Source organism: Actinomycetospora lemnae (assembly GCF_028737315.1).
Classification (GTDB): Bacteria; Actinomycetota; Actinomycetes; order Mycobacteriales; family Pseudonocardiaceae; genus Actinomycetospora; species Actinomycetospora lemnae.
Genome location: NZ_JAQZAO010000023.1, coordinates 21,683 through 44,436, shown reverse-complemented (window position 1 = coordinate 44,436; position 22,754 = coordinate 21,683). Strand labels below are relative to the sequence as shown.

Genomic DNA, 22,754 nt, shown 5'->3' with positions numbered 1-22,754 from the left:
ACAGCGGAGGGGAAACGCCCGGACCCATCCCGAACCCGGAAGCTAAGCCCTCCAGCGCCGATGGTACTGCGACCGACAGGTCGTGGGAGAGTAGGACACCGCCGGAACACCCGACCACCCCCACACCCGGGGTGGGCAACAAGCATCGACGGCTCGACGAGCCGCCACGAGATCGAGCAGGACCTCGACGGGCAGGACTCCGGCCGGAGCCCTGCCCGTTCGCATGTCCACAGGAGGCCGTCCATGTCGTCCGACCCGTCGGAGGGCGCCGGCGCTCGCGGAGGCGACGACGGCGGTCGGCGCGGCAGGACCGCGGGCGCACCACGCGACGACCAGCCGTCGAGCGGCGGCCGTCCGGCCGGCGGCCGCGGCGGTCCCCGGTCAGGCGGACCGCGAGGCGGAGGCCAGGGCCTGGGCGGCAACCGCTCGGCGGGCCGCGATCGCGGGCCGCGCGACGACCGTGGGGGCGAGCGCCCCCGAGGCGGCCCCGACCGGCGGTCGGGTGGCGACCAGGGAGCCGGGCGTCCCGACCGCGGGGGCCCCCGGCGGCCGTCCGGCGACGACCGTGGCGCCGGCCGCAACGGGCCCCGCGGCGACAACCGCTCCGGCGGGCGGCCCGGCGGCGGGCCACCCCGCGACCGTGGCGGAGCTCCTGGCTCCCGCGGTCGCGTCGACGACCGGCCCACCGACGGCGGCCCGCGCTCGGGTGGCGGCGGGCGGGACGACCGGCGTGGTGCCGACCGCCGGGACGATCGACCGCGCGACGACCGCCCTCGCGACGATCGGCCGCGTGGCGGCTGGTCGCGGGACGACCGGCGCCAGGACGAGCGCGGACGGGACGACCGTCCGCGTCGTGAGGACCGGTCGCGTGACCGCGCCCGTGACGACCGAGCCCGCGACGAACGACCGCGCGGTGACCGACCCCGTGACGATCGTCCGCGGGGTGACCGCGGCCGCGGCGACCGGCCCCGTGACGACCGGCCCCGTGACGACCGGCCCCGCGACGACCGGCCGCATGGTGACGGACCCCGCGGCGACCGGCCGCAACGCGATCGGCCCGAGGGCGGACGCCCCCGCGACGACCGCCGCACGGGCGACCGTCCGTCGGGCGGGCCGCGCCGGGACGACCGGCCCGGCGCCGACCGCGGCGGGCGTCCCGATGGTGCTCGTCGGGGACCGGACCGTCAGGGACCGCGCCAGGACCGTCCGCGCCAGGAGCAGACCCGCGACCGCGGGGATCGCCGGGACGAGCCCGCGATCCAGCGCCACCAGGACGCGGCGCCGCGTCCCGTCGCGCCGCCGCTGCCCGACGACATCACGCCCGACCTGCTCGACCCCGAGGCGCGCCGCGACCTGCGGGGGCTCCCGAAGGACCTGGCGGACATGGTCGCGCGGCACCTCGTCGCGGTGGGCGAGCTCGTCGACGACGACCCCGAGCAGGCCCTCGCCCACGCCCGCTTCGCGCGGCACCGGGCGAGCCGGGTGGCGATCGTCCGTGAGGCGGCGGGCCTCGCGGCGTACCACGCGGGGGAGTGGGCGGAGGCGCTCTCCGAGCTCCGCGCGAGCCGGCGGATGGGCGGCGACGGTCACCTCCCGGTGATGGCCGACGCCGAGCGCGCCCTCGGCCGTCCCGAGCGGGCGATCGAGCTGTCCCGCAGCCCCGAGGCCCGCGACCTCGAGACGGAGGACGCCGTCGAGCTCCTCATCGTGGTGTCGGGCGCCCGGCGTGACCTGGGTGAGTACGACGCGGCGGTGGTCGGGCTCCAGGTGCCGGCGCTCGACGCGTCCCGCGACGACCCGTGGGTGCCGCGGCTCTTCTACGCCTACGCCGAGGCCCTGCAGGCCGCCGGGCGCACCGACGACGCCGTCCGCGCGTTCCTCGAGGCCGCCCGCACCGACGTCGAGGGCGAGACCGACGCCGAGGAGCGGGCCATCATGCTCGGCGTCGGCGACACGGCGGTTGCGGTCGGGAACGCGGTCGACGACGGGGCCGCCGACGACGCGGCCGCCGAGGACGAGGTCGCCGACGACGCGGCCGACGACGCCGATGCGGCCGACGACGCCGATGCGGCCGACGACGCCGATGCGGCCGACGACGCCGATGCGGCCGACGACGCCGATGCGGCCGACGACGCCGATGCGGCCGACGACGCCGATGCGGCCGACGAGGCCGACGAGGCCGGGGACACCGACCGCGAGGATGCGGCGTCGGGGACCGGGACGGGCACGGGGTCGGCCGGGTGAGCACGCACGACACGCTGCTCGTCGACCTCGACGGCACGGTCTACCGCGGCCCGGCGGCGATCGACGGCGCGGTCGCGAGCCTCGAGGCCGTGCGGGCGCGGGCGACCGTCTCGTACGTCACCAACAACGCGTCGCGCGGGCCCGACGAGGTGGCCGACCACCTGCGCGAGCTCGGTCTGACCGTCGACACCGACGACGTCGTCACCAGCGCCCAGGCCGGCGCCGCGGTGCTGGCGGAGCGACTCTCGCCCGGCGACAAGGTCCTGGTCGTCGGCACCGAGGCGCTCGCCGAGGAGATCCGCCTCGTCGGCCTCGAGCCGGTCCGCGCCGAGGAGGACGAACCCGTGGCCGTGGTGCAGGGCCACTCGCCGGACACGGGCTGGCGGATCCTCGCCGAGGCGGCGCTGGCGCTGAACCGCGGCGCCGCGTGGGTCGCTTGCAACGTCGACCCCACGCTCCCGAACGAGCGGGGCCTGCTGCCGGGCAACGGGTCGATGGTCGCGGTGCTGCGCACGGCGTGCGCGCGTGAGCCCGACGTCGCGGGCAAGCCGGCCGCACCGCTGCTGCAGCAGGCCATCGCCCGGGCCGGCGCGCAGCACCCGCTCGTCGTCGGCGACCGGCTCGACACCGACATCGCCGGCGCCCACGCGGTCGGCGCCGAGAGCCTCCTGGTGCTCACGGGCGTCTCGACCCCCGCCGGCCTCCTCGCCGCGCCCTCGGGGCAGCGCCCGACCTACCTCGGCGCCGACCTGCGGGTCCTCGACGACGACCTCGCCCCGACCGCGATCGGCGACGGCGACACTGGCGGCTGGACCGCCCGCCGCGACGGCTCGGCGCTGGTCCTCGAGGGCCAGGGGAGTGACGCCACGGCCGCCCTGCGGGCCCTGTGCCGCGCGGCGTGGGCGTCGTCGGAGCCCCACGACGCGGTGCGCGGCGGTGACGAGGCCGCCGAGAAGGTGATCAGCACACTCGGCCTGTCCACCGGTTGAGGCGTTAGCGTGGTGCCGGAGCACCCGCCCACCGAACAGCCCGGGGAGCACACGCCATGACCGACGCGCTCGCCAGCCTGCGCGAGGCCGTCGCCGCGCTGCCCGCCGACGGGCAGGACGGCGGTGGGGAGCACGACGCGGCCGAGCACGCGGTCCGTTTCGAGGCGGTGCACGACGCGCTGGTCGCGGTGCTGGCCGACCTGGACCGGACCTGAGCGCGGTGGCCCGGTCCACCGCGCGCCGGCTGCGCCTGGACGCCGAGCTGGTCCGTCGCGGCCTGGCGCGGTCGCGGGAGCACGCGGCCGGGCTGATCGCCGAGGGCCGGGTGACGGTCGGCGGCACCGTCGCGACGAAGCCCGCGACGGCCGTCGAGACCGCCGCCGCGGTGGTGGTGCGCGAGGACGTCGACGACCCGGGCTGGGCGTCGCGCGGCGCGGGCAAGCTGCTGGGGGCGCTCGAGGCGTTCGTCCCGCAGGGCCTCGCGGTCGAGGGACGCCGCTGCCTCGACGCCGGCGCGTCCACGGGCGGCTTCACCGACGTGCTGCTGCGTCGTGGAGCGCGCGAGGTCGTGGCCGTGGACGTCGGGTACGGGCAGCTGGTGTGGTCGCTGCAGACCGACCAGCGGGTCGCCGTGCACGACCGCGTCAACGTCCGCGCGCTGACGCCCGAGGACATCGGCGGGCCGGTCGAGCTCGTCGTCGCCGACCTGTCGTTCATCTCGCTGCGCCTGGTCCTCGACGCGCTCGTTTCCTGCACGGTCCCGGGCGGGGACCTGGTGCCGATGGTCAAGCCGCAGTTCGAGGTCGGTCGCGACCGGCTGGGCTCGGGCGGGGTCGTGCGCGACCCGGCGTTGCGGGCGTCGGCCGTGCTCGACGTCGTGGGCGCCGCGCGGGAGCGGGGGCTGGTGCTGCGTGACGTCGTCGCGAGCCCGCTGCCGGGGCCCTCGGGCAACGTGGAGTACTTCTGCTGGCTGCAGCGGACCGACGACGATCCCGACGGGGACGACGAGGCCCTGGTCCGCCGGGCCGTGGAACGGGGACCGGCGTGAACGACGCGGACGAGGGGAGGGCGCCGGTGACCGGCGTCGGGACCGAGGCACGGGGCAACGGGGTCGGTGGTGTCGCCGGCCCTCCGCCGGGCGAGCACAGCGTCGCGTCGGTGGAGACCCACCCCGAGGCCGGCCGCGTGGACGGTGACGGCTCGTCGCGGAACGCGCTGCTCGTCGTCCACACCGGGCGGGAGGCGACGCGACGGGTGGCGTCGGAGGCCGCCCGTCGGCTGGCCGAGGCCGGGTTCGCCCTGAACATCCTGCCCGACGAGTACTCCACCGACGAAGGGCTCTTCGACGACCTGCCCGCGTCGATGCGCCCCCGCACCGTCCCGGCCGAGTCGGACGCCGCGCTGGGCATGGAGATCGTCCTGGTGCTCGGCGGGGACGGGACGCTCCTGCGGGCCGCGGAGCTCGCCCGGCACGCGCGGGTGCCGATGCTCGGGGTGAACCTCGGGCGTGTCGGCTTCCTCGCGGAGGCCGACATCGACGACCTCGACGAGGTCCTCGACGCCGTCGTCGGGCGCACCTACCGCGTCGAGGAGCGCATGACGGTCGACGTCGTCGCGCACCAGAACGGCACCGAGCTGGGCCGGACGTGGGCGCTCAACGAGGCGATCGTCGAGAAGATGAACTGGGCGCGGCTGCTCGACGTCGTGCTCGAGGTCGACGCGCGCCCGGTGTCGGAGTTCGCCTGCGACGGGGTGCTCGTCGCGACGCCGACCGGTTCGACGGCCTATGCGTTCTCGGCGGGCGGGCCGGTGGTGTGGCCCGAGGTGCAGGCGATGCTGCTGGTGCCGAGCAACGCCCACGCGCTGTTCGCGCGCCCGCTGGTGGTCTCGCCGGAGTCGTCGGTGGCCCTCGAGGTCTCCAACCGCGGCGACGCCGGCGTGCTCGTCTGCGACGGCCGGCGCACGATCGAGCTGCCGCCGGGCTCGCGGGTCGAGGTGGTCCGCGGGCGCAACCCCGTGCTGCTCGCCCGGCTGCGGGTGCAGCCGTTCACCGACCGCCTGGTCCGCAAGTTCGGCCTGCCCGTGCAGGGGTGGCGCGGGCGCCGGCCGTAGTCCGTCCCGGTCGGCGCGCCCCCGTCGACCGCCCGACACCGACCGTTCGACCATGTGTTCGATCAGATCGGCGTGTTCGGGCCCGGAGCGCCGGGGGTCGTGGTTATCGTGAGGCCCGTGCTCAGCGAGCTGAGGATCCAGGGCCTCGGAGTCATCGAGGACGCGACCCTCGACCTGCACCCCGGACTCACCGTGGTCACGGGGGAGACCGGCGCGGGCAAGACGATGGTGGTCACGGGGCTGCACCTGCTGGGGGGCGGCCGGGCCGACTCCTCGCGCGTGCGCCGCGGGGCCTCGCGGGCCACCGTCGAGGGCCGCTTCCTGCTGCCGCCGGCGCCGGACGCGGACGACGAGGGCGGTGCCGGCGCCGAGGGGGAGGACGGCACCGACGTCGGGGACGCCGGGGACGCCGGGGACGGCCCGCCCCGCTCGGCCCTGCGCCTGGCCGCCGACGCCGGCGCGGCGCTCGACGACGACGGCAGCCTCATCGCCGCGCGCACCGTCTCCGCCGACGGGCGCTCGCGGGCGCACCTGGGCGGGCGGTCGGTGCCGATGGCGGTGCTCGGCGACGTCACCGACGCGGCGCTCGCGGTCCACGGCCAGCACGAGGCGCTGCGCCTGCTGCGCTCGGCCGAGCAGCGCGCGGTGCTCGACCGGTTCGCCGGGGCCGCGGTCGCCGAGCCCCTCGCCGCCTACCGCCGCACGCGCACGGCGTGGCGGCGCGCGGTCACCGAGCTCGCGCGTCGCCGCGAGCAGGCCCGCGAGCTCAGCCGCGAGGCCGACATGCTGCGCCACGGCCTCACCGAGATCGAGTCGGTCGACCCGCAGCCCGGCGAGGACGCCGAGCTCGTCGCCGAGGCGCGCCGGCTCGCCGACGCCGACGACCTGCGGGCCACCGCCGCGGGCGCGCTCGCGGCCCTCGCGGGCCCGCCGGACGGCACGGGCGAGGAGCCGGACGCCGTCGGCCTGCTGGGCGAGGCGCGCCGGCGCGTGCAGGGCAACGACGACCCGGTGCTCGCGGGCCTCGACCCCCGGCTCGCCGAGGCGGCCGCACTGATCGGCGACGCGGCTGCGGAGCTCACCGACTACCTCGAACGCCTCGAGGCCGACCCGCAGCGCCTCGAGCAGGTGCTCGCCCGGCAGTCCGCGCTCAAGGGGCTCACCCGCAAGTACGCCGCCGACGTCGACGGGGTGCTCGCCTGGGCCGACGCCGCGCGCGAGCGCCTCACCGGCCTCGACACCTCCGACGAGGCGCTGGCCGCCCTGGCCGTCGAGGCCGAGCAGCTCGCGAGCGAGCTCGCCGGACACGCCGCGCGCGTGTCCGCGGCCCGCCGCGAGGCCGCCGACCGGTTCGGCGCCGCGGTGTCCGCCGAGCTCGACGGCCTGGCCATGGGCGCGGCGTCGGTGCAGCTCGCGGTCCGGGTCAAGGAGGCCGCACCCACGGACGCGGCGGCGCTCGAGGTCGACGGCGCCCGCGTGGTCGCCGGTCCCGACGGCGTCGACGAGGTCGAGCTCCTGCTCACCCCGCACGCGGGCGCGCCGGCGCTGCCGGTGCACAAGGGCGCCTCGGGCGGCGAGCTGTCGCGGGTGATGCTCGCGGTCGAGGTCGTGCTGGCCGGGGCGGACACCACGCCGACGCTGGTGTTCGACGAGGTCGACGCCGGGGTCGGCGGGCGTGCCGCGGTGGAGGTCGGCCGGCGCCTCGCACGCCTCGCCGCGACCCACCAGGTCGTCGTCGTCACCCACCTCGCACAGGTCGCGGCGTACGCCGACCGTCACCTCGTCGTGGACAAGGGCGGGCTCGCCGACGTCGCGGCCACTGACGGGGTCACGCGCAGCGCGGTCCGCACGCTCGACGACGCCGAGCGCACCGTCGAGCTCGCCCGGATGCTCGCGGGCACCGAGGAGACCGAGACCGGGCGCGCCCACGCCGAGGAGCTCCTCGCGGCCGCCGCGGCCGATCGCGCGGGGTCAGGCAGCGATGCCCCGACGCCGATCAGTCGCGGTGCGGCCACGCGGCGTAGCGGCAGCCGCCGGAGTCGCCGGGCCGGGTGACCGCTGCGGTCGCCCTCGGCGCGTCGCCTCCGTCCCACGCGTCACTCCGACCACCATCGACCCCATGGGCATCAAGTGGCCGCGCGGTCGCACGAAGGAGGCGCCGGTCGGGGTCGTCGGCACGGCGCGCCTCGGGGGGCGCTCCGGCGGCGAGGTGTCCCCGGAGCTGCTGCGCAGGCTCGGCCGCGGCGACGTCGCCGTGATCGACCAGGTCGACCTCGACCGCGCCACCGCGCACGCACTCGTCGACGCCGGGGTGGCCGGGGTCGTCAACGCCTCGCCGTCGATCTCGGGGCGCTACCCGAACCTCGGTCCGGAGATCCTCACCGAGGCCGGGGTGGCGCTGCTCGACGACGTCGGCGACGCGGTGCTGCGCCGCCTGCGCGACGGCGCGTCGGTCCGGCTCCACGACGGCGGGGTCTACCTGGGTGACGAGGAGATCGCGCGCGGCTTCTCCCAGACGCCGGAGACCGTCGCCGACCAGCTCGCCGAGGCGCGCTCCGGGCTCGCCGCGCAGCTGGAGGCGTTCTCGGCGAACACCACCGAGTTCATGGGCCGCGAGCGGGCGATGCTGCTCGACGGGGTCGGCGTCCCGGGCCTCGAGACGGCGATGAACGGCCGCGCGGTGCTCGTCGTGGCCCCGGGCCCCGACCGCGCCGCCGAGCTGCGGCGCCTGCGGCACTTCGTGCGCGAGGAGCGCCCGGTGCTCGTCGGGGTCGGCGGCGGGGCCGACGCGCTCAAGGCCGCGGGCTGGACGCCGTCGGTCGTCGTGGGGACCGCGCTGGAGATCGACCCGGAGCTCGCGCGCAAGGCCGTCGACGTCGTCATCCCGGCGGACCTCGACGGACACATCGCCGGGCTCGCGCGCCTGCAGGACGCCGGCATCGACCCCGTGGGGTTCCCCTCGTCGGCGAACCCCGAGGACATGGCCCTGATCCTCGCCCAGCGCCACGGCGCGTCGCTGGTGGTCGCCTGCGGGTTCGACGCCACGCTGTCGGGCTTCCTCGACCGCGGCCGCACGGGCAGCAACCCGTCGACGGTGCTCACGCGGCTGCGGCTGGGCCCGACGCTGGTCGACGCGTCGGCGGTCGCCGCGCTGCACCGCCACCGCGTCACCACGGGCGCCGTGCTGCTCCTGCTGCTGGCCGTCATGGCGGTCGGCGCCACGGCGCTGCTGGCCAGCGGCGTCGCCGAGGCGCTCGTCCTGCTCGTGCGCGAGGGGTGGACGGCGGCCGTCGCCGCTGCCCAGGGGGTCCGGGGATGATGTCGCTGCGCTACCACGTCGTGTCGATCGCGGCGGTCCTGCTGGCGCTCGCGCTGGGCGTCGTGCTCGGGGCCTCGGCGCTCTCGGGCCGGGTGCTCGGCGCGCTGACGTCCGACCGCGACCAGCTCGCGGCCCAGGTCGTCGAGGTCCGCGGGGAGCGCGACGCGATCGGCGCCCACCTGCTCGCCACCGAACGCCTGGTCGCGGCCGGCGCGCCCTCCACGGTCGCGGGCGTGCTGCCCGGCCGGGGGGTCGCCGTCGTCGCCGCCCCGGGCGCCGACCCGGCCGACGTCGACGCCGTCGCCGACCTCGTCGCCCGCGCCGGCGGTCACGTCACCGGCCGCCTGGCCCTGACCGACGCCGCCGTCGCGCCCGAGCGGGCCGAGGAGCTGCGCGCGCTCGTGCCGCGCCTGCTGCCCGCGGGCTCGCAGCTGCCGACCACCACCGACACCGGCACGCTCACCGGCTCCCTGCTCGGTTCGCTGCTGGTCACGCGCCCGCAGGGGCTCGACGAGCAGACCACCGGCCCCGAGGTCGCGACGGCGCTGCGCGCGCTGGCGGACGCCGGGTACCTGGCGGCCCCCGACGCGGTGGACCCGTCGCCGGGCGAGCTCGCGCTCGTCGTCACCGGTGGGACCGCCGACCCGGCCCGCGACGCCGTCGTCGCCCGGCTCGCGGGGGAGATGGACCGGGTCGGGGCCGGCGCGGTGCTCGCCGGGCGCACCGGCTCGGGCGCGGTCGACGCCGTCCGCGCGGACCCGGCGACGCGCAGTGGGCTGTCGACCGTCGACGCGCTGGAGGGTCCCTCGTCGCGGGTGGCGACGGTGCTGGCCCTGCGCGAGCAGGCCGACGGCCGCACCGGCCTCTACGGCCCCGCCGCGGGGACGTTCATCCCGCAGCCCGCCGCCGGCTGAGGAGGGTCACTCGGGCGGGGAGGCGCCCCGCTGTTACGGTGGGGTCCCGTGGATCGCGGAGTCTCCCTGCGGAGCATCGCCCGAACGGCCGTCTCGACCGCGACGGGGTCCTGATCATGCAGCAGTCTCGGACGACCAAGCACGTGTTCGTCACCGGCGGGGTCGCCTCGTCGCTCGGCAAGGGGCTGACGGCGTCGAGCCTGGGCCAGCTGCTCACCGCGCGCGGCCTGCGCGTCACGATGCAGAAGCTCGACCCGTACCTCAACGTCGACCCCGGGACGATGAACCCGTTCCAGCACGGCGAGGTCTTCGTCACCGAGGACGGCGCCGAGACCGACCTCGACATCGGGCACTACGAGCGCTTCCTCGACCGCGACCTCTCCGCGCGCGCCAACGTCACCACCGGCCAGGTGTACTCGAGCGTCATCGCCAAGGAGCGCCGCGGCGAGTACCTCGGTGACACCGTGCAGGTCATCCCGCACATCACCGACGAGATCAAGGCGCGGGTGCTCGCGATGCGCATGCCCGAGCCGGCGCCGGACGTGGTGATCACCGAGGTGGGCGGCACCGTCGGCGACATCGAGTCGCTGCCCTTCCTCGAGGCCGCGCGCCAGCTGCGCCACGAGGTCGGCCGAGACAACTGCTTCTTCCTGCACGTCTCGCTGGTCCCGTTCCTCGCGCCGTCGGGGGAGCTGAAGACCAAGCCCACCCAGCACTCGGTGGCGGCGCTGCGCAACATCGGTATCCAGCCCGACGGCCTGGTGCTGCGCGCCGACCGCCCGATCCCCGACGAGATGACGCGCAAGATCAGCCTCATGTGCGACGTCGACGAGGACGGCGTCGTCGCCTGCCCCGACGCGCGGTCGATCTACGACATCCCGAAGGTGCTGCACGGCGAGGGCCTCGACGCCTACGTGGTGCGCCGGCTGGGGCTGCCGTTCCGTGACGTCGACTGGACCGTCTGGGGCGACCTGCTCGACCGCGTGCACCACCCGACGGAGACCGTCGAGATCGCGATCGTCGGGAAGTACGTCGACCTGCCCGACGCCTACCTCTCGGTCACCGAGGCCCTGCGCGCCGGCGGGTTCGCGCACCGCGCGCGGGTCAGCATGCGCTGGGTGCCCTCCGACGAGTGCGAGACGCCGGCCGGCGCGGCCGCGGCGCTGCAGGGCGTCGACGGCATCCTCGTCCCCGGCGGCTTCGGCATCCGCGGGATCGAGGGCAAGGTCGGCGCGCTCGCCCACGCCCACCGCCAGGGCATCCCCGCGCTGGGTCTCTGCCTGGGCCTGCAGTGCATGGTCATCCACGCGGCCCGGTCGATGGCGGGGCTCGAGGGCGCCAACTCCGCGGAGTTCGACGAGACGACGCTCCACCCGGTGATCTCGACGATGGCCGACCAGACCGATGTCGTCGCCGGCGAGCGCGACATGGGCGGGACGATGCGCCTCGGCGCCTGGCCGGCGGTGCTCGCGCCGGACACGATCACGCGCGCGGCGTACGGGACGGGGCGGATCACCGAGCGCCACCGTCACCGCTACGAGGTCAACAACGCCTACCGCCAGCGCCTGGCCGATGCGGGCCTGGTGTTCTCCGGGACCTCGCCGGACGGCGGTCTCGTCGAGTTCGTCGAGCTGCCCCGCGACCAGCACCCCTTCTTCGTCGGCACCCAGGCGCACCCCGAGCTCAAGAGCCGGCCCACCCGCGCGCACCCGCTGTTCCGGGCCTTCGTCGCGGCGGCCCTGCGCTACGTCACGTCACAGCGCCTGGACCTGGGGACCGACGGCCCGGACGACACGGACCTCACCGACGAGCAGACCGAGCGCCTCGACGAGCCGGCGCGGGCGTCCTCGTGAGCGGCCCCCGCACCCCCGACACCCTCGCCGACCCGCACGACGGGCGGCCACCGCACGACTTCGCCGTCGTCGACAGCGAGACCCTCTACGAGGGCCCGATCTTCGCGCTGCGCCGCGACGACGTGCGGATGCCCGGCGGACGGGTCGCCGGCCGGGAGAAGGTCGAGCACTTCGGCGCGGTCGCGATCGCCGCGCTCGACGAGGACGACCGGCTGGTCATGGTCTACCAGTACCGGCCCGCGCTCGGGCGCCGCATCTGGGAGATGCCGGCCGGGCTGCTCGACGACCCGTCCGAGGAGCCGGTCTCGGCGGCGCGCCGCGAGCTGGTCGAGGAGGTCGGGATCGAGGCCGACGAGTGGTCGACGCTGGTCGACATCGTCGGCTGCCCCGGCTTCGCCGACGAGTCGGTGCGCGTGTTCCTGGCCCGCGGGCTGCGGTCGGTGGAACGGCCCGCCGGCGGCGACGACGAGGAGGCGGACCTCGTCATCCGCCGGATCCCGCTCGACGACCTCGTCACCGGCGCCCTGTCCGGGGCGCTGGTCAACGGGCCCTGCGTCGCGGGCGTGTTCGCCGCGGCGGCGGTCCGCGACGGCCGCTCCGAGGCCCGCCCCGTCGACGCCCCGTGGGTCGACCGGCCGAGCGAGTACGCGGCCCGGCGGGCGGCGCGACAGCGCTGATCAGGCGACGCGGCGCAGGACCTCGCGGACCAGGTCGAGGCTCGCGTCGAGACCCGGCGCGACGTACATCGGGTCGACGAACACCTCGGTGAACCCCGTCGCGTCGACGAGGCGCCGGGTGCCGTCGGCGATGGCGGCCGCGTCGACGCCCGCCGCGACGTTGACCCGCAGCGCCGTGCCGACCGCGGCGGGGTCGCGGCCGGCCTCGGTCGCGGCGGCGTCGACGTTCGCGCGGAAGCGCCGCAGGGCCCGCGCCTGGCCCTCGAGGTCGTCACCGGGCAGGCGGCCGACCGGCAGCCACCCGTCGGCGCGCTGCCCGACGCGGCGCAGCGCGGTCTCCGTCCACGCCGAGAGGTAGAGCGCCGGGCGCTCGCGCGGGGTGTCGACGTGCGCGGCCGGCAGCGGGAAGCGCGGGCCGGGCAGGGGTGCGGGCGTGTCCGACCAGAGGGTGTCGAGGCCGTCGAGCAGCTCGTCGAGGCGGGCGCCGCGGTGGTCGAAGTCCAGGCCGGCGCCGGCGTACTCCTCGGGCGACCAGCCGATGCCCAGGCCCGCGACGAGCCGCCCGCGGGCGATGGCGCTGATCGTGCCGAGCGAGCGGGCCAGCACCGCGGGCGGGTAGAGCGGGCCGACGAGCACGCTGGTGCCGAGGGTCGCGCGCGACGTCGCCGACGCCGCGACCGCGAGCAGCGCGAACGGGTCGAGGGCGCGGCGGAACTCGACGGGGATCGTGTCGGTGCCGGCGTAGCCGACCTGCGGGTCGACGGCGGCGAGCAGGCGGTCGCCGACCCACAGGCTCGCGGCGCCGGCCTCCTCGGCCGCGGCGGCGAAGGCGCCGATCCGGTCGGCCTCGTCGACGGCGTCCCCGAACTGCGGCAACGTGGTCCCCAGGCGCACGGAGATCATTCTGGCCCGGTCGCGCGCGGCGGGCGCTGCGGGCCCCGCGGTCCCGCTATGGTCCGGCCATGAAGGTGGGCGTGCCGCGGGAGGTCAAGGACCACGAGGACCGGGTGGCGCTGACGGCGATCGGGGTCACCGAGCTGGTGCGCCGGGGCCACGAGGTGGTGATCGAGGCCGGTGCCGGCGTCGGGTCCGCCATCACCGACGACGCCTTCCGCGACGCGGGGGCGACGATCCTCGACAAGGCCGACGACGTGTGGGCGTCGAGCGACCTGCTGCTCAAGGTCAAGGAGCCGGTGCCCGAGGAGTACCACCGGCTGCGGCGCGGGCAGGTGCTGTTCACCTACCTGCACCTCGCGGCGTCGCGGGAGTGCACCACGGCGCTGCTCGACGCCGGGGCGACGGCCGTGGCCTACGAGACCGTGCAGACCGCCGACGGCGCGCTGCCCCTGCTCGCGCCGATGAGCGAGATCGCCGGGCGCATGGCCCCGCAGGTCGGCGCGCACCACCTCGAGAACGCCCAGGGCGGGCGCGGCGTGCTGCTGGGCGGCGTGCCCGGCGTGCGCCCGGGCCGCGTCGCGATCATCGGCGCGGGGACCTCGGGGCTCGCGGCCACCACGATCGCGGTGGGGCTGCGGGCGTCGGTCGAGGTGCTCGACACCAACGTCCGGGCCCTGCGCCGCGTCGACGAGATCTTCGCCGGCGCCGTGCGCACCGTGCTCTCGAGCGCGCCGGAGGTCGAGCGCGCCTGCCGCGAGGCGGACCTCGTCATCGGCGCCGTGCTGGTGCCCGGCGCGCGGGCCCCGGTGCTCGTGTCGTCGGAGCTGGTGGGGGAGATGCGGCGCGGGTCGGTGCTCGTCGACCTCGCCGTCGACCAGGGCGGCTGCTTCGCCGACACCCACCCGACCACCCACGCCGAGCCGACGTACCGCGTGCACGACTCGATCTTCTACTGCGTCGCCAACGTCCCGGGGGCGGTGCCGACGACCTCGACCCGTGCGCTCACCGGCGTCACGCTGCCCTACGTCCTCGCGCTCGCCGACCAGGGGCTGGCGGCCGCGGCGGCCGCCGACCCCGCGCTCGCCAAGGGCGTCAACGTCGTCGACGGCGAGCTGACCACCCCCGCGGTCGGCGCGGCACACGACCTGCCCGTCCGCGAGCTCTCCGAGGTGCTGCCGGGGGTGGCGTGACCGCCTCCGACGGGTCGGGCTCCGCTGCGCTGCGCGTCCCGGCGGCCGCCGCCGTCCGTGCCTACCTCGACCACCTGCTCGTCGAGCGGGGCACGGCGGAGAACACGCTGGCGTCGTACCGCCGCGACCTCGCGCGCTACCTCGAGCACCTCGAGACCGCCGGCGTCACCGACCTCGCCGCGGTGACCGAGCGCCACGTCGGCGACTTCCTCGTGGGCCTGCGCACCGGGGCCGGCGGGCGCGCGCCGCTGGCCACGGCGTCGGCGACCCGGGCGGTGGTGGCGGTCCGGGGCCTGCACCGCTTCGCGCTGGCCGAGGGCATGGTCGCGGTGGACGTGGCGCGCGAGGTGCACCCGCCCGCGCCGCCGCGCCGGCTGCCGAAGGCGCTGGACGTCGCGACCGTCGGGCGGCTGCTCGAGTCCCGGGGCGGCGAGGCCGACGACCTCGCCGGGGTGCGCGACCGCGCCCTGCTCGAGCTGCTCTACTCCACCGGCGCGCGGATCTCCGAGGCCGTCGGGCTGGACGTCGACGACGTCGACACCACCGAGCGGTCGGTGCGCCTGGCCGGCAAGGGCGGCAAGCAGCGGATCGTGCCGATCGGGCGGCCGGCGCTCGCGGCGCTCGAGGCCTACCGCGTGCGGGCCCGTCCGGGCCTGGCCGCGCGGGGGAGGGGCACGCCGGCGCTGTTCCTCAACGCGCGCGGGGCCCGCCTGTCGCGGCAGAGCGCGTGGGCGTCGCTGCGCGAGGCCGCCGACCGGGCGGGCGTCGACGGCGCAATCTCCCCGCACACCCTGCGGCACTCGTTCGCCACGCACCTGCTCGACGGCGGCGCCGACCTGCGCGTCGTCCAGGAGCTGCTCGGCCACGCCTCGGTGACCACGACGCAGATCTACACCCAGGTCACCGTCGACAAGCTCCGCGAGGTGTTCGCGACGGCGCACCCGCGCGCCCGTATGTGAGTACTTTCCACGGCTATAGCCGTGGAAAGTACTCACATACCCCGGTCAGCCCAGCGGCTCCAGGCGCAGGGGGAGGCCGTCGGCGGGCACGGGCAGCGAGGTGTTGTCCCAGCGCGGGGTGTAGCCCGGCGCGACCGTGATGCGGTGGTGGCGAAGCAGCTCGTGGAGGATCGCCGTCACCTCCAGCGAGCCGAACAGCATGCCCAGGCACTTGTGCACCCCGCCGCCGAACGGGATCCAGGCGTCGCGGTGGCCCTTGTCCTCGCGGCGGTGCTCGGCGAAGCGGTCGGGGTCGAAGGTGTCCGGGCCGGTCCAGATCGCCGGGTCGAAGTGGTTCACCGCGCCCGCGGCCATGACGAGCTGGCCCGCCGGCAGGTGGTGCCCCAGCAGCGCGGTGTCGCGCGTCGTGCGCCGCATGACCACCGGCACCGGAGCGGCGAGGCGCAGCGACTCCCTGATGACGAGGTCCAGCGTGGTCAGCGACTCGAGCGCGGCGCGGTCCGGTGGCGCGTCGCCGAGCGCCAGCGACTCCGCCCGCGCCTTCTCCTGCCAGTCCGGGTGCGCGGCGAGGTAGTAGGCGGCGGCCGCGCTCGTGATCGTCGAGGTGTCGTGCGCGGCCATCATCAGGAAGATCATGTGGTTGACGACGTCGTCGTCGGTGAACGCCTCGCCCTCCGGGGTGCGCGCCCGGCACAGGGCGGCGAACAGGTCGTCGCCGTCGCTGCGGCGCTTGGCCGGCAGCGCGTCGCGGAAGTACCGCTCGAGCAGCGCCCGCCCCCGCAGGCCGGCCCGGAAGCGGGTGCCGGGCAGGTCGCGCCGCACGATCGCGCTCGCCGCCTGCACGCACGCCATGAACGCCTGGTTGACGGCCTCGGCCTCGGGGCCCGAGCGGTCGTCCATGAAGACGTGGGTGGCGACGTCGAGGGTCAGCCGCTTGAGCATCGGGTAGACGCGCACCTCGCGGCCGCGGGGCCACGCCGGGATCGCCTCGCGGAGCACCGGCACCGTGCGGTCGACGTACCCGGCCACCCGCGGTGCGGTGAACGCCTCCTGCATCACGCGGCGGTGCACGCGGTGCTCCTCGCCGTCGAGGAGCATGAGGCCGCGGTGGAAGAAGTCGTCGACGAGGAAGCGCCAGCCGTCCTGCGAGTAGGCCTTGTCGGGGTTGGTGAGCACGGCGTGGGTGGCGTCGGGGCCGGCGGCGATGACCACGTGCTCGCCCGCGAACCCGCACCACGACACCGGGCCCAGCGTCGCGTGCCGCGCGCGGGTGAAGGCGTGACCGAAGCGGATGTAGGTCAGCGTGTGCCCGATGACCGGCGGGCCCGGGTCACCGGGGACCGGCGCGAGCCCCGACCCGGCCGGCGGCGCCGCGAGCGGCACGACCCGCCGCGGCCGCGACCGCTCGAGGATGCGGCGGTCGACGCCCGCGGGCATCGGCGTGAGCACGACGGACGACAGGCGCTCACCCGTCGCGGTGCGGACCACGGACACGGCCACCTCCGGGGCATCGGCTGGTGCTCCGGACGCTAGACACGAATCGCGTTTGTGTCCACGGTGCAGACACGACGGCAGCGAACGTCTAGCCTCGCGGCGTGCCCAGCTCGTTCGCCGCCCGCACCCGGGGACTCGTGCGCGACGAGGCGCTCGAGCGGGCGGCGGAGCTGCTCGTCGCCGGCGGCTGGCGGGGGCTGCGGCTCCAGGACGTCGCCGACGGCATCGGCGTGAGCCGCCAGACGCTCTACAACGAGTTCGCGAGCAAGCAGGGCCTCGCCGCGGCGCTGGTGCTGCGCCGGACCGAGGAGTTCCTGGGCGAGCTCGAGGCGGCGCTCGACGGCGAGGACGACCTGTACCGCGCCTGGTCCTCGGCGGTGCGCACCACGCTCGACACGACCGCGCGCGACCCGCTGCTGCGCGTGCTGCTGACCGGCCAGGGCGCCGAGGAACTGCTGCCGCTGCTGACCAGCGAGGCCGAGCCGCTCGTCGCCGCGGCGCGCGACCGGGCCGCGGACTTCCTGGCGCGGCGCCGGCCCGGGCTCGACGCGGCGACCGCGACCGCCGCCGCCGAGATCGCCGCGCGGCTGACCATCAGCCACATCGTGCTGCCCCTGCACCCGCCCGACGTCGTCGCCGACCAGATCGCGACGACGGTGGTCCGGTACCTGGCCGCCCCCACGTGAGTAGTTGGCCCGCCTATAGGCGGGCCAACTACTCACATAGGAGCTACGTGCGCGCGGGTGCCCGGCCCACCAGCACGACGCCCAGGGCGCCGAGGGCGGCGACGAGGGCGAAGGCGTAGAAGCCCCACGGGTACGCCACGCCGGCCTGGAGCAGCGCGCCGCCGATGATCGGCCCGCTGATCGCGCCGAGGCGCCCGACGCCGCTGGCCGTGCCCAGCGCCGTGCCCCGCGCCTCGGCCGGGTAGAGCTGCGAGACGTAGGCGTAGACCAGGACCTGCGCCGAGAACACGAAGATGCCGGCGAGCAGCACGCTGACGTACACGCCGATGCCGGGCAGGCGGACCGACAGGAGCGCGAGGAAGAGGGTCGCCGCGGCGAACCAGGCGATCGTCGCCGGGCGCACGCCGATCCGGTTGGCGACGGTCCCGGCGAGCAGGAGGCCCAGGATGGCACCCACGTTGAGCACGAGCAGCAGGGCCAGCGCGGCGCCGAGCTCGTAGCCGGCCGACCGCATGATCTCGGGCAGCCAGGTGTTGAGGCCGTAGACCAGCAGCAGGCCCATGAACGACGCGATCCAGAACGCGATCGTCGGGCGCGCGAGGCCGTCGTGGAACAGCGTCGCGACCGGGTTGCGGCGCTCCTTGCGCCAGCTCGAGTCCCGCGACGCGCCGCGGCGCTCCAGGTACTGGGCCGACTCCGGCAGCCGCAGGACGATCAGCGGCAGCAGGATCACCGCCGGGATCGCGCCCGCCACGAACATCGCCTGCCAGCCCAGGGGGCTGATGAGCAGGATGCCGAGCAGGGCGGTCAGGACGGCGCCGACGTGGTAGCCGGTCATGAGGATCGTGGTCGCGCTGCTGCCGCGCCCCGAGGGGGCGTACTCGGCCACGAGCGCCAGCGCGACCGGCAGCACCCCGCCGAGCCCGAGGCCGGCGAGGAAGCGCAGCACGCCGAGCACCTCGGGGTTCGGCGCGAACGCACACGCCAGCGTGAGCACCGAGAACCCGGCGACCGTCCAGATCATCGCCTTCCGGCGCCCGATGACGTCGGCGATCGGTCCGACGGCCAGCGCGCCGACCATGACGCCGAGCAGGCCGACGGTGACGACCACCGAGGCGCCGGCGGGGTCGAGGTCCCAGGTGGGGTCGCGCAGCAGGACGGGCAGCACGACGCCCAGGACGACGAGGTCGAAGCCCTCGAGGGCCACCGCGGACCAGCACAGCGGGCGCACCCAGCCCGCGCCGGCGCCGCGGGTGCCCGGACCGGTCGCGGTGGTGGTCGGCTCGGTCGTCATCGCTCACGTCCTCGTGGTCGACGGACGGCAGGGAAACGGTGAGTATGCAAGCGGTCACACCGCGGCGTCGTCACGTCTTCCGCTGGCCGGGAGAAGGTGACGGAGAGGGTAGAAGATGTGGCCGTCCGTGACGACCGTGACGCACCCCGTTGCGTGCTCGGCGAGTCGCGCACCGGCGTGCCCGACGCGGTGCCTACGCTGATCGCACGAGCACGCGCCGGGCACGCGAGGGAGGGACACGCGATGTCGAACCCGCAGCCGGTCCTCTGGCCGGCTACCGACCAGCCCCCCGAGAACGCCCCCGAGCAGTCCGCCGAGGTCCCGCCGGGCCGCCCGCGCCGGCACGTCCCGGTTCCCGGCCCCCTCGACGGGCACGGCCCCGCGACCGTCCTCGCGATGTGCAACCAGAAGGGCGGCGTCGGCAAGACGACGTCCACGATCAACCTCGGCGCCGCGCTCGCCGAGTACGGCCGGCGCGTCCTGCTCGTCGACTTCGACCCCCAGGGCGCCCTGTCGGTCGGCCTGGGCGTGCAGCCCCACCAGCTCGACACGACGATCTACAACCTCCTCATGGAGAAGGGCACGACGATCGACGACGTCATCCGCCCGACCACCGTCGAGGGGATGGACCTGCTGCCGTCGAACATCGACCTCTCCGCGGCCGAGGTGCAGCTGGTCACCGAGGTCGGCCGCGAGCAGTCGCTGGGCCGCACGATCGCGCCGGTGCTCGACCGCTACGACTACGTCCTCGTCGACTGCCAGCCGTCCCTCGGTCTGCTGACGGTCAACGCCCTGGCCTGCGCGGACGGGGTGCTGATCCCGCTCGAGTGCGAGTTCTTCAGCCTGCGCGGAGTCGCGCTGCTGATGGACACGATCGAGAAGGTGCAGGACCGGCTGAACCCCAAGCTCGAGATCACCGGCATCCTGGCCACCATGTACGACCCGCGGACGCTGCACACGCGCGAGGTGATGACCCGCGTCGTCGAGGCCTTCGGCGAGCTCGTCTTCGACGCCGTCATCAACCGCACCGTGCGCTTCCCCGAGACCACCGTGGCCGGCGAGCCCATCACCCGGTGGGCCACGCGCTCGGCCGGCGCCGAGGCGTACCGCGCCCTGGCCCGTGAGGTCATCGCGCGGTGACGCCGGACGCGAAGCCTGTCGGAGCCGGACCGTGACGCTGGCGCCCGAGAGGAGCGAGGCACCCGAGCGGTCCCGCTTCCAGGTCAGCCTGGACAACTTCTCCGGGCCGTTCGACCTGCTCCTGCAGCTCATCGGCCGCCACGAGCTCGACGTCACCGAGGTCGCGCTCTCCCGCGTCACCGACGACTTCATCGCCTACACCGCGGCCCTGGGCGACGACGCGGACCTCGAGGAGACCACCGGCTTCCTCGTCGTCGCGGCCACGCTGCTCGACCTCAAGGCCGCCCGGCTGCTGCCGCAGGCCGAGGTGGAGGACGAGGAGGACCTCGCGCTGCTCGAGGCGCGCGACGTGCTGTTCGCGCGCCTGCTGCAGTACCGCGCCTACCAGCAGGTGGCGGCCCTCTTCCGCGAGCTCGAGGGCGCGGCGCGCATGCGCTACCCGCGCGCGGTGACGCTGGAGCCGCGGTTCGCCGAGCTGCTCCCGCCCGTGCAGCTGGGTGTCGACGCGGACGGGTTCGCCGAGATCGCGGCGGCGGTGTTCCGCCCGAAGCCGCCCCCGACCGTCGGCCTGGACCACCTGCACGCGTCGACGGTGTCGGTGCCCGAGCAGGTCCGCATCCTCTCGGACCGCCTGCAGGTGGCGGGCGCGGCGACGTTCGCCGAGCTCGTCGCCGACTGCGAGCAGGGCATCGAGGTCGTGGGACGCTTCCTCGCCGTGCTGGAGATGTACCGCGCCCGCGACGTCGCCCTCGACCAGCCCGAGGCGTTCGCCGAGCTCCGCGTCCGCTGGGCGCCCGGGGGTGACGCGGGCAGCGCGAGCGCGACCGGGGAGGACGAGTGAGCGACCCGGGGGAGACCGATCCCCTCGAGGAGATCGAGGAGGCGCTGACCTCCGACACCGAGCTGGTCGCCGCGCTCGAGGCCGTGCTGCTCGTGGTGGACGCGCCGGCGCCGACCGACCAGCTCGCCGACGTCCTCGGCCAGCCCGTCGCCCGCGTGAGGGACGCCCTGGAGACCCTGGCCGCCGAGTACACCGAGCGGGAGCGGGGCATCGAGCTGCGCCCGACCGGCGAGGGCTGGCGGCTCTACAGCCGCGACCGCTTCGCGCCCTACGTCGAGCGCTTCGTCCTCGACGGCCAGCGCACCCGCCTCACGCGCGCGGCGCTGGAGACGCTCGCGATCGTGGCGTACCGCCAGCCGGTGACGCGGTCGCGGGTCGCGGCGGTGCGCGGCGTCAACGTCGACGGGGTCATGCGCACGCTGGCCGCCCGCGGGCTGATCATCGAGGCGGGCACCGACGTCGGCGGCGGCACGCTCTACCGCACCACCGAGCTGTTCCTCGAGCGCCTGGGCCTGCAGTCGATCGACGAGCTGCCGCCGATCGCCCCGCTGCTGCCGGACGTGGACGACATCGACGAGTAGCGAACAGGGCACCCCCACGCCGTGGAGGACATCCGGAAGACCACCGGCGGCGCGGTCCGCGGCACCGTCACCGACGGCGTGGCCGCCTTCCTCGGCGTGCCGTACGCGGCGGCGCCGGTGGGGGAGCGGCGCTTCGCCCGCCCCGAGCCGCCGCACTGGGACGGCGAGCGGGACGCCACCGCCCCCGGGCCGACGGCACCGCAGGGCCCGACCGACACCCCGGGGATGCCCGACATCAGCCCGATCGTCGGTCCCGGTTGGGTGCCCGGCACCGACTACCTGACCGCGGACGTGCGCACGCCCGAGGGCGGCGGCTCCGGCCTGCCGGTCATGGTGTTCGTGCACGGCGGGTCGTTCACCGCCGGCACCGGGCGCGCGCCGGTCTACGACGGCACGCGGCTCGCCCGCGAGGGCGCCGTCGTCATCGCGATCAACTACCGGCTCGGGGTCCCGGGGTTCGCGGCGCTGCCCGGCGTCGTCGCCAACCGCGGGTTGCACGACCAGGTCGCGGCCCTGCAGTGGGTCCGCGACAACGCCGCGGCCTTCGGTGGTGACCCCGACCGCATCACGGTGTTCGGGGAGTCGGCGGGGGCGCTGAGCGTGGCCGACCTGCTCGTCGCCGCGCCGCGCGGCCTCGTGCGCCGCGCGGTGGTGCAGAGCGGTGGGGGCTCGCAGGTCCTCGCGCCCGCCCAGGCCGCGGTGGCGACCCAGGCCCTCGCCGACGAGCTCGGCGTCGATCCGCACGCGCTGGTCGACGTCCCCGACGAGGGCCTCGTCGCCGCCGTCGCGCGGCTGGGCGAGCACCCGCCCGACCTCGCCGTCCAGGGGCTGCGCGACCCGCTCATGGGCCTCGCCCTGCTCGGACCCGTGATCGACGGCGACCTGCTCGACGGCCCACCGGTCGACGCCGTCGCGGCCGGCGCCGCGAGCGAGGTCGACCTGCTCGTCGGGCACAACACCGACGAGATGGCGCTCTACCGGCTCTTCGACGAGGCACTGGGGGTGGCGCCGCCCGACGAGCAGGCCCTGCGCGCCTCCGTCGCCCGCCTGCACGACGACCCCGACCGCGTCGTCGACGCCTACCGCGCCGCGGTCCGCGGCTCGACGCCGGCCGCGCTGCACGAGGCGATCCGCACCGACTGGATGTTCGGCGTGCCCACCCGCCGCCTCGCGGACGCGCACGCTGCTCACGGGGGCCGGACCTGGCGCTACCTGTTCGCCTGGGGTGCCGACCGCCTCGGCGCCTGCCACGGCCGCGAGCTGCCGTTCGTCTTCGACGCGGTCGGCCACGTCGACACCGGCGCGTTCGCCGTGCCCGACACCGAGGAGACCCGCGCCCTCGCCGCCCGCATGCGCACGGCGTGGGTGGCCTTCGCCCGCGACGGGGACCCGGGCTGGCCGGAGTACGCGGCCGAGACGCCCACGACGCGGCGCTTCGACGTCGAGGACGCCGACACCGACACCCCCGACGGCGCCGAGCAGGAGGTGTGGGACGGGGTCCGCTGACCAGGCCGTACGCTGGAGTGTCGGTCGAGTCGGGAGACGAAGTGCAGCGGAGCTCGAC

Annotated in this window: 21 protein-coding genes and 1 rRNA gene; 18 read left to right on the top strand and 4 right to left on the bottom strand. The window is 76.2% G+C overall.

What is annotated here, in order from left to right; genetic code table 11:
- Positions 1–107, top strand: a 5S ribosomal RNA gene (rrf, locus tag PGB27_RS29045); the annotation flags it as partial.
- 274 nt (positions 108–381) lie between these two features.
- Here the strand turns inward: rrf and PGB27_RS29040 are convergent.
- On the bottom strand, positions 382–1,452 hold the full coding sequence (locus tag PGB27_RS29040; RefSeq protein WP_274203936.1) for a hypothetical protein: 1,071 nt from the start codon (positions 1,450–1,452) through the stop codon (positions 382–384).
- On the opposite strand from PGB27_RS29040, the gene PGB27_RS29035 reads away from it, so the two are divergent.
- From PGB27_RS29035 to PGB27_RS28990, 10 genes are all read left to right on the top strand, one after another.
- Entirely contained in the window at positions 1,384–2,244 is an 861-nt protein-coding gene (locus PGB27_RS29035; protein WP_274203935.1) for a hypothetical protein, read from the top strand. The genes PGB27_RS29040 and PGB27_RS29035 overlap by 69 nt on opposite strands.
- Positions 2,241–3,233, top strand: a complete 993-nt coding sequence (locus PGB27_RS29030; RefSeq protein WP_274203934.1) for an HAD-IIA family hydrolase — start codon at positions 2,241–2,243, stop codon at positions 3,231–3,233. The genes PGB27_RS29035 and PGB27_RS29030 overlap by 4 nt, the downstream gene beginning before the upstream one ends.
- 56 nt (positions 3,234–3,289) lie before the next feature.
- Positions 3,290–3,448, top strand: a complete 159-nt coding sequence (locus tag PGB27_RS29025; protein WP_274203933.1) for a hypothetical protein — start codon at positions 3,290–3,292, stop codon at positions 3,446–3,448.
- 5 nt (positions 3,449–3,453) lie between these two features.
- Positions 3,454–4,281 (top strand): TlyA family RNA methyltransferase, encoded by an 828-nt coding sequence (locus tag PGB27_RS29020; protein ID WP_274203932.1) that lies wholly within the window; start codon positions 3,454–3,456, stop codon positions 4,279–4,281.
- Positions 4,282–4,418: 137 nt separating this feature from the next.
- Positions 4,419–5,345 carry an NAD kinase gene (locus tag PGB27_RS29015; RefSeq protein WP_274203941.1) on the top strand — a complete coding sequence of 309 codons (927 nt, stop codon included), beginning with the start codon at positions 4,419–4,421 and terminating at the stop codon, positions 5,343–5,345.
- A 117-nt stretch (positions 5,346–5,462) separates the two neighbouring features.
- Positions 5,463–7,400 carry a DNA repair protein RecN gene (gene recN / locus PGB27_RS29010; RefSeq protein WP_274203931.1) on the top strand — a complete coding sequence of 646 codons (1,938 nt, stop codon included), beginning with the start codon at positions 5,463–5,465 and terminating at the stop codon, positions 7,398–7,400.
- A gap of 64 nt (positions 7,401–7,464) precedes the next feature.
- Positions 7,465–8,664 carry a putative cytokinetic ring protein SteA gene (gene steA, locus PGB27_RS29005; protein WP_274203930.1) on the top strand — a complete coding sequence of 400 codons (1,200 nt, stop codon included), beginning with the start codon at positions 7,465–7,467 and terminating at the stop codon, positions 8,662–8,664.
- Positions 8,661–9,578 (top strand): copper transporter, encoded by a 918-nt coding sequence (locus tag PGB27_RS29000; protein WP_274203929.1) that lies wholly within the window; start codon positions 8,661–8,663, stop codon positions 9,576–9,578. The genes steA and PGB27_RS29000 overlap by 4 nt, the downstream gene beginning before the upstream one ends.
- A gap of 116 nt (positions 9,579–9,694) precedes the next feature.
- The gene (locus PGB27_RS28995) at positions 9,695–11,431 is read left to right on the top strand and encodes a CTP synthase (protein WP_408630140.1); all 1,737 of its coding nucleotides are present in this window, start codon (positions 9,695–9,697) and stop codon (positions 11,429–11,431) included.
- A complete protein-coding gene (locus tag PGB27_RS28990; RefSeq protein WP_274203928.1) occupies positions 11,428–12,108 on the top strand; it encodes an NUDIX domain-containing protein in 681 nt (226 codons plus the stop codon). Before PGB27_RS28995 ends, PGB27_RS28990 begins: the two co-directional genes overlap by 4 nt.
- On the opposite strand, the gene PGB27_RS28985 is transcribed toward PGB27_RS28990, so the two are convergent.
- A complete protein-coding gene (locus PGB27_RS28985) occupies positions 12,109–13,002 on the bottom strand; it encodes a TIGR03619 family F420-dependent LLM class oxidoreductase (RefSeq protein WP_274203927.1) in 894 nt (297 codons plus the stop codon).
- A gap of 68 nt (positions 13,003–13,070) precedes the next feature.
- Here PGB27_RS28985 and ald point away from each other — a divergent pair, with 68 nt between their 5' ends.
- The gene (gene ald, locus PGB27_RS28980) at positions 13,071–14,195 is read left to right on the top strand and encodes an alanine dehydrogenase (RefSeq protein WP_274203926.1); all 1,125 of its coding nucleotides are present in this window, start codon (positions 13,071–13,073) and stop codon (positions 14,193–14,195) included.
- Positions 14,192–15,154: a site-specific tyrosine recombinase XerD gene (xerD, locus tag PGB27_RS28975; protein WP_274203925.1), complete on the top strand. Its 963-nt coding sequence runs from the start codon at positions 14,192–14,194 to the stop codon at positions 15,152–15,154. The genes ald and xerD overlap by 4 nt, the downstream gene beginning before the upstream one ends.
- A gap of 45 nt (positions 15,155–15,199) precedes the next feature.
- On the opposite strand, the gene PGB27_RS28970 is transcribed toward xerD, so the two are convergent.
- Positions 15,200–16,648: a cytochrome P450 gene (locus PGB27_RS28970; RefSeq protein ID WP_408630139.1), complete on the bottom strand. Its 1,449-nt coding sequence runs from the start codon at positions 16,646–16,648 to the stop codon at positions 15,200–15,202.
- Between the two features lie 101 nt (positions 16,649–16,749).
- Here PGB27_RS28970 and PGB27_RS28965 point away from each other — a divergent pair, with 101 nt between their 5' ends.
- A complete protein-coding gene (locus PGB27_RS28965) occupies positions 16,750–17,334 on the top strand; it encodes a TetR family transcriptional regulator (RefSeq protein WP_274203924.1) in 585 nt (194 codons plus the stop codon).
- Between the two features lie 43 nt (positions 17,335–17,377).
- Here the strand turns inward: PGB27_RS28965 and PGB27_RS28960 are convergent, their stop codons facing one another.
- Positions 17,378–18,628, bottom strand: a complete 1,251-nt coding sequence (locus tag PGB27_RS28960) for an MFS transporter (RefSeq protein ID WP_274203923.1) — start codon at positions 18,626–18,628, stop codon at positions 17,378–17,380.
- Between the two features lie 243 nt (positions 18,629–18,871).
- Between PGB27_RS28960 and PGB27_RS28955 the strand changes: the two genes are divergently transcribed.
- The 4 genes from PGB27_RS28955 to PGB27_RS28940 are packed head-to-tail and all read left to right on the top strand — an operon-like array spanning position 18,872 to position 22,696.
- Positions 18,872–19,768, top strand: a complete 897-nt coding sequence (locus PGB27_RS28955) for a ParA family protein (RefSeq protein WP_274203922.1) — start codon at positions 18,872–18,874, stop codon at positions 19,766–19,768.
- 31 nt (positions 19,769–19,799) lie between these two features.
- Complete coding sequence (locus tag PGB27_RS28950) at positions 19,800–20,609, top strand: segregation and condensation protein A (RefSeq protein ID WP_274203921.1); 810 nt, start codon at positions 19,800–19,802, stop codon at positions 20,607–20,609.
- Positions 20,606–21,190: an SMC-Scp complex subunit ScpB gene (gene scpB / locus PGB27_RS28945; RefSeq protein WP_274203920.1), complete on the top strand. Its 585-nt coding sequence runs from the start codon at positions 20,606–20,608 to the stop codon at positions 21,188–21,190. Before PGB27_RS28950 ends, scpB begins: the two co-directional genes overlap by 4 nt.
- A 21-nt stretch (positions 21,191–21,211) precedes the next feature.
- A complete protein-coding gene (locus PGB27_RS28940; RefSeq protein WP_274203919.1) occupies positions 21,212–22,696 on the top strand; it encodes a carboxylesterase/lipase family protein in 1,485 nt (494 codons plus the stop codon).
- Positions 22,697–22,754: the final 58 nt, after the last annotated feature.